Source organism: Pseudomonas haemolytica, from assembly GCF_009659625.1.
GTDB lineage: Bacteria > Pseudomonadota > Gammaproteobacteria > Pseudomonadales > Pseudomonadaceae > Aquipseudomonas > Aquipseudomonas haemolytica.
On record NZ_VOIW01000002.1, the window covers coordinates 651,409 to 668,654 of the forward strand.

The 17,246-nt window shown below is 59.2% G+C and carries 4 protein-coding genes; 3 read left to right on the forward strand and 1 reads right to left on the reverse strand.

Annotated features, from left to right (window positions below; translation table 11 throughout):
* Positions 1-5 precede the first annotated feature (5 nt).
* Both FRT59_RS09265 and FRT59_RS09270 read left to right on the forward strand, forming a co-directional pair.
* Positions 6-4,865, forward strand: coding sequence for a Tc toxin subunit A-related protein (locus tag FRT59_RS09265; RefSeq protein ID WP_153871027.1), 4,860 nt, complete (start codon positions 6-8; stop codon positions 4,863-4,865).
* Positions 4,862-9,391: a SpvB/TcaC N-terminal domain-containing protein gene (locus FRT59_RS09270; RefSeq protein ID WP_153871028.1), complete on the forward strand. Its 4,530-nt coding sequence runs from the start codon at positions 4,862-4,864 to the stop codon at positions 9,389-9,391. The genes FRT59_RS09265 and FRT59_RS09270 overlap by 4 nt, the downstream gene beginning before the upstream one ends.
* Before the next feature lie 55 nt (positions 9,392-9,446).
* Here the strand turns inward: FRT59_RS09270 and FRT59_RS09275 are convergent, their stop codons facing one another.
* Positions 9,447-12,200 carry an RHS repeat-associated core domain-containing protein gene (locus FRT59_RS09275; RefSeq protein ID WP_153871029.1) on the reverse strand — a complete coding sequence of 918 codons (2,754 nt, stop codon included), beginning with the start codon at positions 12,198-12,200 and terminating at the stop codon, positions 9,447-9,449.
* Between the two features lie 350 nt (positions 12,201-12,550).
* Here FRT59_RS09275 and FRT59_RS09280 point away from each other — a divergent pair, with 350 nt between their 5' ends.
* A complete protein-coding gene (locus tag FRT59_RS09280; RefSeq protein WP_153871030.1) occupies positions 12,551-17,146 on the forward strand; it encodes a SpvB/TcaC N-terminal domain-containing protein in 4,596 nt (1,531 codons plus the stop codon).
* Positions 17,147-17,246: the final 100 nt, after the last annotated feature.

Here is a 17,246-nt window from a genome sequence, read left to right on the forward strand (position 1 = left end):
TGACCATGTCTGAGCCCCTCGACCAGCGCCTCAATGAAGCCTGGCGTGATGCCATGCTGAGCTACTATCTGTCTCACTGCATCAGCCCCGCCCTTAAAGACTCGTTGCGTACACCCAACGACCTGTACGACTACTGGCTACTGGACGTACAAGTCAGCCAAGCAGTGCCAACCAGCCCGGTCGCCAGTGCGATCACCAGCCTGCAGCACTACATCAACCGAATTCACTCGGGCCTGGAACCCGGTTATGAGACACAGGGCATGTCGCCTCACGAGACCCTGGCCTGGCAGACCTCCCTGCACACTTACCCGCTGTGGAGCGCCAGCCAGCAACTGCGCTATCACCCGCAAAACTTCCTCGACCCCACGCTGCGCGAGGACAAGAGCGAGAGCTTTGAGCAACTGGAAAACGAGCTCAACCAGCATCGGATTCAACCCGCTACCGCGCAGAACGCCGTGCAAGGCTACCTGTCACGGTTCGAAGAAGTCGCCAGCATTCAGACGCTCAATGGCTACATCGATGGCAATATCGAACAGTGGAGTACCAGTACCTATTACTTCGTCGGCAAATCCGCCACCGATGAGCTCTACTACTGGCGCTCCCTTGACCTGTCCAAACGCTCCAGCGTCAAGGCCGAGGCACCTGCGCCCCTGGCCTGGACAGACTGGAAGCCCATCAACCTGACGTTTAGCGCCGATACGCCCGCCCACGGTATTCGCCCCGTGATGTTCAATCATCGGCTGTTTATTGTTTGGGCCGAAAGCATCAAGCCTGCGCCTTCCCAATCCTTCAAGGCACAGAGAAACGGCAATGGCTCCAACGGAGACGACGACGACGACGAAAAACAACGCCAGGGTGAGTGGCTGAACGGCCGGTTCGTGAAGTTTCGCCTGTGCTTTTCCTATAAAAAACTGGATGGCACCTGGAGCCTTCCGCACACGGGCCTGGAAGAACACTGCGTTACGCGGGGTATCAACGCACTCACGCCAGCGCAACTTATCAGCATTACGCAGACCGTTGCCGTGGTCGATAACCGCGCCCCTCACACACTATTCCTGGGTATAAGGGCCAATACGCTGAATCATGGCAGCGACCAAATGGGCGAATTCTTCCAGGCCATCAGTGTCGATCAGTCATTGGGTATAAAAATCGTCGCTTCTGCGGGCAGCCCTGGCCAATACAAGATCGTGCCGGGTTCAGACGTTGCTCAGGAAGCCATCAGGTTGCTGGAAGCCTATGAGTCCACCCAAAACACGCCACTGCAGGTTGCGTTGTTGGGTGGCGTCGACCAGGGCAACGTATTTTCCAGCGTGTTACTCCCCCCGTTCGCCCACCAATACTTCCGCCTGTTTTTCGATATAAACAAGGACAACTTACAGTTCAAGACACGGGTAACACAGGCGCAAGACAAAAGAACCGTAACCGTGGCGGCTCAACAACTCGACATAGAACTCCAGAGGGCGTGGGACTTTGAATCCAGAAGCAAGCACATAAAGGCCGCCGATACCGCCACTACCATTTTTGATCCCATCACCAACGAGTTCGTCTTCACCTCGAAAACCACTGATAATTTTCTGCAAACTTACAGCATCACCCTTGCATCCCAGCACTCCGAGTTCAGCATTACCTTGGTCACCAGGTCTGCGCTGCATGACCCAACCTTATCCGAAGTTGAACTCATCAACGGTTCGATCATCAGGATCGACTGCGCGATACACCCCGTCGGAAACGCCACATACCACTCGATGTTCTTTAAAAACCCCAGGACCGGAAAAAGCTTTTCCAACGCAATCTATGACAAAAATTCCATCCTGCTGAGCCTTGTGGGGCAGACGATTTCGATGCCGGACTTGAGACTGGGACAACAAGGTCAAGTTAAGCCCGTCACTGAATACTCCCTGGAAGGGAAGTTTCTCAACAAAAATGCATTCCTCCACTTATATACCCATCATCAAGATCCCTTCCTGACGATACTCGACCGCTACAGCGGCTACACGCTGCCCAGTGATGAGGCTGCAAACAAAAAACTGCACTTTGTGAATGACCTGAGACTAGAGTCCACCCATACTTCCGCGCCCACTTTGCGTTTCTACAAGCACGTCATCATGCAGTCAAAACTGGCAGACGTGCCCACCCCGCAAGTCATCAATAACAACACCGCGCGAATCCTTAACTTCACGGACATCGAACACGAAAGTCTGGCCGGAACGTCTCCAGAATTAGCAGCCGGCCATCTGGCGAGTGCGCGGATAACGTTACCCACTAAGCAACCCGCATCAACCATCACCTTGATCCATGGTGTCATCACGCTTGAGAGTCAAGAGAACAAGGTGAACGTTCTCGGCTATGCACTCAAGGCGGTCAAATGCGCCCTCGGTACATCCCCTGCCGTCGACACACCTGCATATTCCCCGCGCATCACGCGTCAACAGCAAAAAACCGGAGAAACCGTCGAATCCATTGATTTTTCCAGCAGCTTCGGCCCCAAGATCCCGGCCATCCGACTTAATACCAGCGTTGCGCGTAAATTGACCCAGACGCTCAACTTCGAGCCTTCATTTTTACGATCCCCTACGGACTGGACGGAACCGGCACTGGTTGCTGACGCCTCCCCCGTACCCTTGGACTTCCAGGGTGCGCACGGCAAAAGTTTGCGTGAATTGTTTATCTATTTGCCCTGGACCCTCGCTTATTACTTCAACCAGCAACAGCAATACGCTCACGCCGAAACCTGGTTGCACTACCTGTTCGACCCTCGCCAACCCAATGCCGGGGCGCTGAGTTCGCTGCCCAGTGAATCCGCCGAGCTGAGCTACGCCTGCCAACACCCCGAGAGCCCGCATTATCTGGCTCTCAGCTTTCCAACCTACCTGCGCAAGGCGTTGCACTACCTCAATGTGGATATTCTGCTCAACCGAGGAGACGCGGCCTATCGCCAATCGAGCCCCGACAGCCTGGCCGAAGCCAAACTTTGGTACATGCAGGCACAGAACCTGCTCGGCCCGCGCCCGACGGCCACACGCGCCGATACCTGGACCTCACGCACACTGGAAACACTGGCGAAAACATCCTCCTCGGCAATACGCCAGTTGGAACATCAAGCCGATTACACTAAGCGACTGTCCCAGCAGTGTAAAAACACAGGGCAACGCACCTGGCTCACGGACAGCCCCTACTTGTACCGCCCGCTAAACACGCAACGGGTAGCCCGTTGGGACACATTGGAAAGTCGCCTGCATGGGCTGCGCCATCATCTGGACATCGCCGGCAAGCCATTGCGCCAAACCCTCTTTGCGCCCCCCTTGTCCCCCGCCGCCCTGCTGGCACGGAACGCACAAAGTACCGCGGGTGGCGCCAGTGCCCTGCCACCGGTCCGTCCTGAAGTGGGTCACTACCGGTTCCAGGTCATGCAGGGGCATGCCCTGAGTGCAGTCGACAGTCTGGCGCAGTTCGGCAACACGCTGCTCACGCTGATCGAGCGCAAGGAACAGGCGCACTACCTTGAGGTGCAACAGCAAAACGCCTGGCAATTGGCCGAACTGGTGTTGACCCAGCAGACCCAGGCCCTGGCCATCGATGAAAAAAACAAAGACGCGCTACGTCGCAGCCGCGCAATCGTTCAGGGGCGGCTGGATTTCTTGACGCGCCAGCTCAGTGAAGGCATCAGCCCCGGGGAAATTTCGGCCGGCCAACACTATCTGGAGAGTGCCGCCTGGGAGAGAAAAGTCGCGCTTGCCGGTATGGGCGCCGGTGCCGCCATGCTCGTACCCAATATCTTCGGTACATCGTTCGGGGGTATGCGTTTTGAGGGTGCGTTTCATGCCTACCAGGCCTTCGCCCAGGGCGAGGCCAACATCGCGCGCGCCAACGGCAGTGATCTGGAGCGCACCGAGCAGTTCAATCGTCGCGCCCAGGAGTGGACCCACGCCGAACAACAGGCCCACCTGGAGCTGGCCCAGATCGACGCCCTGCTGCTGGCGCATGCCGAGCAGGAAAAAGCCACTCGCCTGCAACTGCGCAGTGCTCACACCGCATTGGCCCAGGCCAAGTCAGCCTACCAACTGCTCGGCATGCGCTTTACAGGGGCACAGCTTTATCAATGGCTCACTGCGCAACTGAGCACGTTCTATTACGCCCTGTATGACAGCGTCCACTCCCTATGCCTGGCCGCCGAAGCCTGCTGGCAGTATGAGACCGCCGACAGCCGACAGTTCTTCCAAGGTGAGGCCTGGCATCACACCTCCCAAGGACTGTTGAGTGCTGAAGGCCTGAAACTGAACCTGGTGAAAATGAACACTGCGTACCTGCAGCACACGCCCCGCGAGCTGGAAATCAGCAAAACCGTGTCACTGCGCCATCGCCTGATCGAGTGCTCGGTCACAACCGAAGCTCAATCCTCTCAGACCACCAAGACCTGGGCCGAGCATAAGACTGCCTTGGTCAGCAGCGGCACGATTGGTTTTGCCCTGAGCCACGAGTTACTGAATGAAGACTATCCTGGACACACCTTGCGGCGAATCAAGCACGTCAGCGTCTCACTCCCCGCCACGCTGGGGCCTTATGAAGACATCAAAGCGACACTGACTCAAACCCGCAATGAAATTCAGATGCCCGATGGCACCACTAAGACCGACCTCCGGGCACACCAGCAAATCGCCTTGTCACGCGGCCTGGATGATGACGGCCTGTTTACCCTCAACTTCGACAACGATCCGCGTTACCTGCCGTTTGAATACACCGGCGCCGTGTCTTGCTGGAGCTTGAATTTTACCAATCCGCTGCACCAGAAAAACCTGCTTGAATCCATCACCGACATCATCATTCATGTGCGCTATACCGCAAGGCCCGGCAGGAGTGAAGCATGAGCACTCAAGCGAATGAATCGCCCCTCAAGGTGCCAGCGCTGCCCACTGCAGGCAACGCCATCGAAGGGCTCGCCAAAGGCTTGGGCAACGTGGGCGTCGACGGCACGGCGACCTTCGAGATTGCGTTGCCGATTTCTACCGGTCGGGGTTATGCCCCCACACTGTCATTGGTCTATCGCAGCACGGCGGGTAACAGTGCGTTCGGTTTCGGCTGGGACGTCAACCCTGGCGCCGTCACACGGCGCACCCAGCGAGGCGTTCCCGATTACGCCGCAGCCGATACATTCCAAGGTCCGGATGCACAACCCTGGATGCCCGAGCGCACCGCCGACGGCATACTCGTACAGACACAGCGCGACAGTTTTGACCAGTTGCCGCTGGGCCTCACCTACACCGTCACGCGCTACTTCCCCCGGGTCGAGCGCCGGTTCGAGCGCATCGAGCATTGGCGCTCAGACGGCGACGCCGCCGGGTTCTGGCTGATCCAGGCGCCTGATGGCGACCGACATGTCTACGGCAAAACCCACTCGGCGCGCATCGCCGATCCGGATAACCCAAGCCATGTGGCTCAATGGCTGCTTGAAGAAAGCCTGAACGCCCATGGCGAACATATCGGCTACCAGTACCTGGCCGAGACCGAGCCCCAAACCGAGCCACATGACAGCCGGGCCCAGCGTTATCTGCACAACGTGTGTTACGGCAACGTCAAAGCCCGCGAAAAAGAGACCCCCTATCTGCTGAAGACCGACGACCTCTCCAGTGTGGCGTGGCACTTTTACCTGGTGTTCGACTATGGCCAGCGCACCACGACCAGCGACGCGTTACCCTCCTACGACGCGCTCAAGTCATGGGCCCTGCGCGACGATCCATTTTCCAGTTATATCTACGGCTTTGAGCTACGAACGCTGCGCCTATGTCGGCAGATCCTGATGTTCCACGCCTTTGCAGATGAGCCCGACATGGGCTCCACCCCAGTGCTGGTCAAGCGCCTGTGGCTCGAGCATCAAACCGCTCGCAATGGGCTCAGCACCCTGTTCGCGGCACACCAGCAGGCCGTTGACGCTCAAGGAATACTCACCCGCCTGCCACCGCAAGAATACCTGTATCAACCCTCACGCCTGAAACTGGACATCCGTCGCTACCAGCGCTTTGATGACTTGCCCGGCCTCAATGACGGCCAGCGCTACCAACTGGTGGATTTATACGGCGAAGGCCTGCCGGGGATCTTGTATCGTGGTGAGCAAGCCTGGTATTACCGAGCGCCTCAGCGGGCCGACGCTTCCACGGGCGATGAGGTGACCTACACACCCACCCAAGCACTGCCCGCCATTCCCGTGGCTGACGGTTCACGTCCCGTGTATCAGGCTTTACTCGATATCGATGGCGATGGTCGCCCGGAATGGGTCCTGGCCCGGCCAGGCATGGGTGGTTTCTTCAACCTTGATCCCCAAGGCAAAGAGATGGGGTTTGTGCCGTTCGACGCATTGCCGGTGGAATTCCTGCACTCTGACGCAATATTTGCCGACCTGATGGGCAGTGGTTTGGGTGACCTCGCACTTGTGGGCCCGCGTAGTGTGCGCTTGTACGCCAATCGCCAGAACGGTTTCGGCCCGGGTATCGAGCGGGTGCACAGGGTAGACGGCGACAACTTGCCGTCCTTCTCCCGCTCTCCTGCCGACTGGGTCGGCTTCAGCGACATCCTCGGCAGCGGCCAGCAGCACTTGGTGCGTATCCGTTACAACGAAATCAAATGCTGGCCCAACCTGGGCCACGGGCGATTCGGCAAGGGTCGGGTATTGGCCACCTTGGCGTTCAGGGAGACGACGTTCAACGCTGCCAACGTGTTGCTGGCGGATCTGGATGGCTGTGGTGCCAGCGACTTGCTGTACCTGACGACCGAGGGGGTAAGCATTTTCATCAATCAGGGCGGTAATAGCTTCGCCACAACCCCCTTGGTATTACCCTGGCCGTCAGGCGTGGAGTACGACGCCTTATCCCAAGTGAGCGTGACGGACCTGCAAGGCGATGGTTACGCCAGCCTGATCATCAGCGTCATGCATCCGCGCCCTCGCCATTGGCGCTATGCTTTTTTTGACAACAAGCCCTGCTTGCTCAGCATTGCCAATAACAACCTCGGCGCGCAAGTCAACGTGAGCTACCGCAGCAGCGCGCAGGAATGGCTGGATGAGAAACAGCAGCCTCAAGCCGACGGCAAGCCCGCCGTCAGCCGGCTGCCCTTCGCGTTCCCTCTGGTCAATCGTCAAGTACTGCGTGATGAGATCAGCAATAACACCCTGACCCAACGTTTCAACTATCGTCGGGCGTATTACGATGCCGATGAGCGGGCCTTCCAGGGCTTCGCCCTGTTACTGCAAACCGACAACGAAACCCGAACCGGCGAGGTGCCCGAAGCAGGGGTGCGCACCAAACGTTGGTTTCACACCGGTCAAGCGCTGGACATGCCCCAGGACGATTACAGCCGCCATGACGCTGACGCTATCAAGCTCGGCCCCACGCTGCTGGGGCAACATGATGCCCCTGAGCAGCCACAACCGACCGACCATCAAGACCACCTGATCGCATCACCCACGTCACAGCAAGTACGGGAGGCAGCCTACGCGCTCCGGGGCCTGCCATTACGGGTGGAAGTATTCGCCCTCGATTCAGCCAACCAGACACCCTACTCGGTGCAACAGTATCGCTATAGGGTCCGCCGGCTGGCACCTGGCTCAAAACCCTGGGCGCCAATGCTGCCCCTGACGCTGGAGTCCGTGAGTTATCAGTACGAGCAGGTACCCGATGATCCAGTCTGCGAACATCAGGTCAACTTGCGCTGGGACACCTATGGCAGCCTGGTTCACAGCGTCACAATTCATGGCGCACGGCGCACGACCGCCAAGGATGCACCACCGGGACTGCTCGATGATGAGCATCAGCAGCAATGGTGGCGTGACACCCACGACCCGGCGCAGCAGGTGTTTTACCTGAGCGAAACCTTGGCGCAATGGATTCATCAGTCACACAACGACCAGTGGCGATTGGGTCTGCCCTATCGTCGGCGCGACAACGCCTGGACCCTGCCCAAGGGCCAGCCACCTGCGGGGTTGAACGCGATGGCGATCAACTACGAAACGTTGGTCAACCGGCTTTCAGGGCCACTGGGGCCGCAAGCGCCACGCGAGCTGAACGGCTTGTCGATCCAGTACTACCGCGAGCCAGGCGGCAAGGGGCAGACCTTGGCGCCTGGAACCGCAACCTTCCAGGCGCTGGCCGATTATCAAGAAACCGCCGAACTGGCCCCCGCCGCGTTGAAAGCGTTGGAAAAAATTCCCGACATGCCGGGCCAATCCGCCGAAGACCTGCCAAGCCGCCTGCGCCAAATCGGTTATCGCCCCATGGCCGTGTTTTTTCATGCCAATGACCAGGAGCGCCAAGCGCCTCCCGACCTTTGGTCAATCCGTCGCCAGTTTCCTCGCTACCTCAACGCCAAGCGTTTCTATCGCTTACAGGCCTGGCGGCTGACGCAAGCCGAGAGCGAAACCACGCTGACCCATGACCCTTACAGGTGTCAGGTCATCCAAGTCAAACACGCCGACGGCTGCATCACCCACATCACGCATGACTACCGTTTGCTCCAGCCGACCAGCATTACCGACGCTAACGGCACACGCGAGCAAGCGCTGTACGATGCGTTCGGTCGCGTGCTCGCGACCAGCGTCCAAGGGCAAGAAGCGGGAAAGCCCGTCGGCTTTGGGCAATTGTCGGCCTATCGCAGGCCGATGGGCGCGGGCGTCGATTCAGCCATTGAGTCACCCGCAGGGGTTCTCGGCGAGGCGGCCAGTGCCTGTTGCTACGACCCGCTCAGTTGGATGGGCTCGATCGCTGCGGCGGACAGGCAAGCGCAGTGGGTCAGCCAACGCTATCTGTTGCCCGACGGGCATATACGCGCCACTGCCAGGCTGCGCCTGAAAAACAAGGCAAAAACCTTGAGTACAAGTGAAAAAGCCTTGGTTGACTTGATCCACAAGACCCGGCGCGAACCCGCCCGCAGCCTGATATTGACCGCCGACCGCTATACCCACGACCAAGAGCAACTCATCCACATGACCCTCGCCTGCCATGACGGCTTTGGGCGCACCTTGCAAAGCAAACAAAAAGCCGAGCCGGGACCAGCCTGTGCCGTGGCCGACAACGGTGACCTGAGCGCCAGGAACGGCGCCCTCCAGACGGTTGAGGCTGACCCGCGCTGGTGTGTCAGCGAGCACACCGAGTACAGCCCCAAGGGCCAGATCATTCGGGTGTATCGCGCCTATTATGCCGACCGCCACAGGTATATCGACGGTAAGGCCTTGCGCCAGTTCCTGCACAGTGACAGACAGTTCCATGACCCCCTCGGTCGCCCCACCCGCACCCTCACGGCCAGGGATAGCGTGCGACAAACCACCTACTGGGCCTGGTACACCGTCAGCGAGGATGAAAACGATACCTGGGAGCCGCCTGCGCACGAACTGTCTTCCCACGCGTGAAACGTGAAGCCACCGTGGCCGACTCAGTTGAGTCACAGCCACGGTGATGCGTCAATCAGCGGCGCCGCCCTGCACGTGCAGGCGTAGCGCTTCTGGGGCTGTAGGCGCTCCACTTGGCTGGGTTAGCCTCCCACGGCGCATCGACCCTGCGTTGACCCCGATAGAAAATTACCCTGCCGCCCAGTTGCGCTCGATGCCGATAGAGCCAGCGCAGCTCCGAGGCCGTAGCCGATGGTCGTGACTTTTTGACCACCTGCCCGATCGCCAGATCGTCAAGGGCGAAATGGACCACCGCGTTACTCTGCGGATCGGTCAGGGTTTCCAAAGCGGATTTGCTGCTTCGATTGACCAGCTTTTGCTGGATACCGAGTAAACCCTCGCCGATGAATTGGATAGCAGTTGCCTCGGCTGAATATTTTCCTGCCGCAAGATTACGTACAAATCTCCTCGCGAACTGCTGGTTGCAAGTGGTCGCCGTACAACCTGAGTACCTCGCAACAATACCTTCATAGAAGGGCTGAACGTTGGCCGATATTTGCTCACGAAGTTCTGCCTTGAGACGTGTTGCTATCGAATCTTCACCCGGCACCGGCGTCACCAAGTCCCTGAACTCGACAGGCGCAAGTTCGCGGAAAGTGAAGAACTGGCGAACGTTGGACCCCAGCCCGGCAGTCCAGCGCTGTAGATCCGCACCTGGAAAATAGGCCGCCATCGTGTCACCACGCCCACTCAGTATCGACCAGAAGCTGCGGTAACTGCCCACCGTATGAGCCAAACCGAAGATTATGTCGCCTCGCCCCGGCTGGAACTGCTCGCCAAACGACGTTTGCGTGCCATCGGCATCCCTGAACCGCAGGGGGTTGCCCAGGACCATCGCATACAGGTTCAGACCATCCACATCACCCAACGGGTCCGGGCTGATCCAGCGTTGCAGCCACGGCGCGTAATAGCGCGAGCCGTAGTAATACAACCCGGTTGCGTCGCGCTCCTTACCCGCGTAGCGGCGCACCTTATAGTTGGCCCGCTGCGTACCGTTGGTTGCCCACCACGCCGTTGCGCCATAAGGATAATAATGCTCCTGGCTCAGCAACTGCGCTTGCTCGTCCAACTCCAGTGAATGGCTATTGAGGTGATCGAGGATGCTGAATTGCAACTGCTCGGCACTCATATCACTGGGGCGACCGGCGTCCCACTGCAACACCGTGACACGGCCGCCGCCCGTATCAATGTCCAGCACGTTCAAGCGCTTGCCGGGTTGTATGTGCAGGTGCAAACCCGGCAAGTAATACGTTAGATGTGTATGGGGGGTGCTTGCGACCTGCTGGCTTCTGAGCTTGGCTGCCCGCTGGCCCTGACTGTCGTAGAGATAACTTTCCACATCGGGGTCACCCTGCTCTCGCTGCACCTGGGTCGCGTGAGTCAGTTGGTTGCGCACGTTCCAGCCGAGCTGCTGGCCGCCGCCCAGCATTTGCTGATTACCGTTGGCATCAAACATCGTCGCCCAGTGCCCCGGCGCGCCGTCAGTGACTGACAAGGCACGATTGCTACCCGCAGCCACACGCATGTCCTGGGTGTAACCTGTTCCGCTACCCGGCACATGGCGAAGACGTGTCAAGTTGCCATTTTCATCGTAGGTATAATGCTGGGTGTAATTGCGCCAGAGCCCGGGGTCGGTTGCACCGAACGTCACCCGCCCTGGCGCCGCCTGCCCTCTGTTGCCGACATTTTCCCGACCGCTGGCCTGGGTCAACTGGTACAGCGTGTCGTACTGGTAACGACTGACCGCATCAATGCGCGCATTGCTGTGCCATTGGGTCGGCTGGGCCTGGTCGCTGAGACTGAGGATATTGCCTACTGGGTCGTACTCGTACACAAGATCCTGTAAAGGCGTGGTGGCCTCGCCCTTGCGATACACCGTCAGTTGCAGCAAGCGATAATCCTCAGCAGCATATTTCGCTACTTTGGTGACATCATTGCCCGCACGCTCGGACTCCGCTTGCCCGTTGGCGTTGTACACGCGCTGGTCCATCAACACCTGACGCGTTCCCCCCTTCAGGGTCAGCGCTACTTCCTTCAGCCAGCCCTGTTGCCCGTAGCGCCAGTGCCGGCGATTATCCTTTGCGTCGACCTGCTCGAGCAGCGCCCCCAAGGCATCGTAGCGCCAGGTCGTGGTATGGGCTTCGCCCACCAACTGTTCGGCTTGTTTGTCATCGCTCGATGGCCAGTCAACTGTCGACGTATCCATGCGAAACCGTCGGGTCTGCTTGATGAGGCTCCCACCGATTCCGTACTCATCCATCCACAGAACGCCGGCCGGGTCCGCATGATGAATCAGTTGGCCACAACGGTTGCCGGCCGCCTCCGCGGGCTCGGCTGCCGCATAGGTCAGGCGCTCGACACAACGCGGCCGTGGCTCATCCGCAGCCTGTTCAAATACCGCCACGGGGCGTAACACGCGATCGTAGCGCCACTCCTGATGGGCTTGACGCGAATCCCAGCGATGCAATAGCTGCCCCGCTTCACCGCGTAATACCAAGCGCCAGCCGGCATCGGCGCTCTCGGTGTGCACTGGCTCGCCCGACAGACTGTAAATGTTCGATTGCGACGCCACACCCACAGCACCGCGCGCCAATTGTCGTGGGCCCCACTGACCGAGCAACAAACCACTGGTTCCAAACACCTGTCGGGTGACCCGTGCCTGCGGGGTCTGCGTCACGTTCTCGCGGTGATATTGAAGGGTACGTACGGCCAGTCCACGAGGGTCCATGGCCTTCAAGGTAGGTGTATTTCGATGCAGAGAATTAGACATAAACTCATGACCTGATTAGCTAAGGTCAAAAAAGTCTAGGGAGGCGCTCTGTGGAGTGGGGGTATTGCGAGCGGTTTTATGTATCTAATTACAGGGGCAGAATACGATTGAGTCTGCTGCGCAGCCCAACGGGAACAAACGCTTACCGCCACAGATGCTGGGCTACGGCGGTGTAAATACCTAGGCCCGGCCCCGTTAACCTGCGTGATAGCGTTTTTTCATTTCCCGCCGAACCCATCGGCGGGAGTGAAGGAACGTATGAATATGCAAGCCGACAGCAGCTCCTTGCTCGCCCAACTGATTGATCACCCACACCCTCGCGCCCCCGCCCCAGCGAGCCGGGGTCAGGCATGAGCGACGACACTCTCAAACTGCAGGTCAACACCCCGGCGCTGCCCAAAGGCGGTGCTGCCATCCAAGGCACCGGCAAGGGCTGGGGCGATATCGGCTCCAGTGGTACGGCAAGCTTTGAGATTCCCTTACCGATCTCTCCCGCGCGCGGCTACACGCCCGCCATGTCGCTGACCTACCACAGCGGCGCCGGTAACGGCCCCTTCGGCCTGGGCTGGGGAGTGCCCCTGCGCGCCGTCAGCCGACGTACCTCCCATGGCGTGCCGGCCTACACGGAGCACGACGTACTGGTGGGCCCCGATGCGCAAATATGGCTACCAGAACGCGACGCCGCAGGTGCGATCGTCAGCCGGTCCACGACCTCTTTCAATGGTTTGCCACTGACCATCGCCTACACGGTCACCCGGTACTTTCCCAGGATCGAGAGCCACTTCGACCGTATCGAGCACTGGCACTCGGCAACCGATACGGCAGGCTTCTGGTTGATACAAAGTGCCGATGGCAGTCAGCACTTTTACGGGAAGACCGCATTGGCCCGGATTGCCGATCCGGACCACCCGCACCATGTAGCGCAATGGTTGTTGCAGGAAAGCCTGAATGCCCACGGCGAGCACATTTACTATCACTACAAAAAAGAAACCGATCCCTCACACTACCCGAGGGACTGTCGCGCCCAGCATTACCTGGAACGCGTCTGCTACGGCAACTTCACCGCCAAGGAGCAGGAACAGCTCTACCTCTGGCAGACCGACGATAAGCCGGACATAGGCTGGCACTTTCAGTTGCTCTTTGATTATGGCGAACGTGACCTTGAACTGGATCAGCGACCGACGTACCAGGCCACACGGGAATGGCCGGCACGCCCCGACCCCTGCTCGGATTTTTCATTCGGCTTCGAGCTGCGCACCCTGCGCCGTTGCAACCAGATTCTGATGTTCCACCACTTCCCCAAGGAAGCACAAATGGGCGCCGACCCGGTGCTGGTCAAACGTCTGCTGCTGGAATACCGCGCCCCCAGCCATGTCAGCCTGTTGATGGGGGTGCATGAGCAGGCTTTTGACAGCTTGGGCAATAGCGTGAGCCGCCCGCCGCTGGAGTGCTTTTACCAATCGAGCCAGCTCAAGGTGGACCAGAGCAGCTATCAGCCCTTCAGTTCGCTGCCCGGGCTGCATGACAGTGAGCGTTATCAACTGGTCGATCTGTATGGAGAAGGCCTACCCGGTGTGTTGTATCGCGCCGACAAGAGTTGGTACTACCGTGAACCCGTCAGGGCGCAGCACACGAAAACCGGCGACGAGGTGATTTACGGCGCGGCCCAGGAGTTGGCGCGGGTGCCGGTCGCCGACAGCACTCGGCCCATCCACCAGGCGCTGGCCGATGTGGACGGCGATGGCCGTCTGGACTGGCTGGTTGCCCAACCGGGGATGAGCGGTTTTTTCAGCCTGGACGAACAGCGCAACTGGTCAACCTTCACGCCGTTCGATGCGTTCCCGTCGGAATTTTTCCATCCCCAGGGAATACTCGCCGACTTGATGGGGACGGGACATCCTGACGTTGCCATGATCGGCCCCCGTAGTGTGCGCCTGTATGCCAATCGCCGAAAAAAAGGCTTCGAACCCGCCATTGAGGTGCCTCATACGCTCGACGACACCTTGCCGATCGTTTCTGCCTCGCCCAACGAACTGGTGGCGTTCAGCGATGTGCTCGCCACGGGCCAGCAGCATCTGGTGCGTATACGTCATAACGAAGTGAAATGTTGGCCAAACCTGGGTCGAGGACGTTTTGCCCGGGGGTTTGTGTTGGCCACGCTGCCGTTGCGTTATGAAATATTCAAGGCAACCCATGTACTGCTCGTCGACCTGAATGGAGGTGGCGCTACGGACTTGCTGTATTTGAGCGCCGACCACCTGAGTATTTTCCTCAATAAAGGCGGCAACGGCTTCGAGGTGGATGCGATCAAAATTCCATGGCCAGAGGGCGTGCGCTACGACGACCACTGTCAGGTCAACGTCGTCGACGTGAACGGCCTGGGCTGCCCTAGCCTGATCCTGACCGCCGCCCACCAGACCCGCATGCACTGGCGCTACGACTTTTTCACCCAAAAGCCCTGGCTGCTCCTGCGAACCGACAACAACATGGGGGCTCAGGCCTCGATCAAATATCGCAGCAGTGCCCAGGAATGGCTGGATGAAAAACGTGAGCGCCATGCCAACGGCCAGCCGGCTATCAGCCAGTTACCCTTTGCGCTGCTGCTGGTCAGCCAACACACCCAACGAGACGAAATCACCGGCAACCGGCTGACACAACACTGGCGCTATCGCCAGGCTTATTACGACCGCACAGACCGCGAATTTCGTGGTTTCGGGCTGGTGCAGCAAACTGACACCGAGAGCAGCAAAGACACGCAACACAGCCAGGGTTTCAGCGCCCCCGTGCGCACCAGAACCTGGTTTCATACCGGGCACTCCATCGACATGCCCACCCTCGGCCATAGCACTCACGACCCACAGGCCAAGGTGATGGGCCGCACGCTGGTCAGCCGATACAAGGCGATATCCGGGGCACAGCCGCTGGATCATCACGACGACTTGATCAGCGATCCTGCGCCACCGCTGGCACGCGAAGTGGCACGCGCACTCAGCGGCAGTGTGCTACGCGTGGAGGTGGCAGCGGCGCACCCGGCGCAAGGCACCGTGCCCTATGCTGTCACGCAACAGCGTTATCTGATCCGTGAACTGGCGCCGAACAGTGCCCATACGCCCTATGCTCGGCTATTGCCATTAGCCCTGGAGTCGATCAGCTATCAATATGAAGGGGTGGAAGATGATCCGGTGTGCCAGCACCAGATCAACCTGCGCTGGGATGCCTATGGCTGCCTGGTGCATGGTGTCACCCTGCATTGTGCCCGCCGTACAAGCGCCTCCAGCTCACCGCCTGCCGTGCTGATCGATGAACATCACCGGCGCTGGTGGCGCGATACCCATGACAGCGCGCAACAGTCCTATTACCTGAGCGAAACGCTGGCACAGTACATTCATCTGGACGACGCACAACACTGGCGCCTGGCCCTGCCCTACCGCCAACGACAAAATACCCTGGTGCTGGGCAAAGCCCCAGCGGCCGGCGGGTTAGACCTGGGGCGTATCGCCTATGAGGGGTTCATCGACAACCGCGACGGGCCATTGGCAGCAGGTGCCAAGCGTGAACTGAGCAGCTTGTCGGTGCAACGCTATCGGCAAGCCGGTAGCCTCGGTAAAACCCTGGAGCCCGGCGTTGCCACTGCCCAGGCCTTGACCGATTACTTGGAAACCGCAGAGCTGGATGACAACGCTCTGAATGTCTACAAGGACATACCGGCGATGCCCAACCAACCTGCAGTTGATCTAGTAAAAAAGCTCAGCGACAGTGGCTATCACACCATGGAGCTGTTTTTTCTATTCGACGGCGAGGCGCCGCCCGAGGAAAACCGCCTGTGGTCGATTCGCCGGCACTTTCCCCGCTATGGCAAAGCCACCCAGTTTTATCGGATAAGGGCGCTGCGGGCCACCGAGGCCCATGGCGAAACAACACTCAACTATGACCCCTACACGTTGCAAACCGTGCGTGTAAAAATGCCCGACGGTTGTGTGACCAAAGCCGAATACGACTATCGCTTGCTGCTGCCGACAAAAATCGTCGACCCCAATGGCACTATTCAAGAAGCGCTGTATGACGGTTTTGGGCTACTGCTCGTCAACACCTTTCACGGTCACGAACAAAGTCTCAGAGTGGGTTTCGCCGCCTTGGAGAGCTACCGCCCGCTCAAGGATGTAACGCCCGGGTTTGCCATAGAACACGCGCAAAGCGTGTTGCAAAACATGGCCAACCTACACTGCTACGCCCCATTCAGTTGGATGGGCGCGGTCGACTTGGCCCTCGTCAAGCCGGAGTGGGTCGCCCAAGCCTATCTGCTTCCCAGCGGGCATATCCGCGCAAGCGCGAGGGCACGCCTGGGCGCACGCGCGCGTCAGGGGCTCAGCGACAGCAACAGACAACTCAAGGCGTTGATCGACAAAGCCAGCCGGACCCCAGTCCATGGGCTCATGTTGCAAGCCGACCGCTACCCGGACGATGCCGAACAACAGATCCGCATGACCCTGACCTGCTGGGATGGCTTTAGTCGTACCTTGCAGACCAAGCAGAAGACTGAGCCTGGCCTGGCCAATGCGGTCGACGACAAGGGCAACTTGCTGGTCGACGAGATACCCGATACGGCACCCGGTTCCTTGAAAAAACAGCTGCGCCAAGTGCATGCAGCCCCCCGTTGGCGCGTCAGCGAGCGTGTCGAATACAACAACAAGGGCCTGGTCATTCGCGTCTACCGCCCCTACTTCGCTGACAAGCACGCCTACGTCAATGATCAATCCATGCGTGAGCTGGGCCACAGTGACCGCCAGTTCTACGACCCTCTCGGGCGCCCGACAAAGACACTGACCGCAGCAGGATTCATGCGGCGTACCACTTATTGGGCCTGGTATACCGTCAATGAGGATGAAAACGATACCTACGAAGAGCTGCAAGCTGCCCCCTCCAATGCACTGACTGACGAACGATAAGGGCCCGGCAGATCGGATCGCCAGAGAGTGCGCGTTCCCCAGGTTTGGATCGCTCCCACGCAGAGCGCGGGAACGATCAACGCAGGCGTGAAGCCGTGGC

What these genes read in the sequence shown, in the direction of transcription:
- FRT59_RS09265 (WP_153871027.1), top strand. Translation starts at nt 6, where the DNA reads ATGTCTGAGCCCCTCGACCAGCGCCTCAATGAAGCCTGGCGTGATGCC.
- FRT59_RS09270 (WP_153871028.1), top strand. Translation starts at nt 4,862, where the DNA reads ATGAGCACTCAAGCGAATGAATCGCCCCTCAAGGTGCCAGCGCTGCCC.
- FRT59_RS09275 (WP_153871029.1), bottom strand. Translation starts at nt 12,200, where the DNA reads ATGTCTAATTCTCTGCATCGAAATACACCTACCTTGAAGGCCATGGAC.
- FRT59_RS09280 (WP_153871030.1), top strand. Translation starts at nt 12,551, where the DNA reads ATGAGCGACGACACTCTCAAACTGCAGGTCAACACCCCGGCGCTGCCC.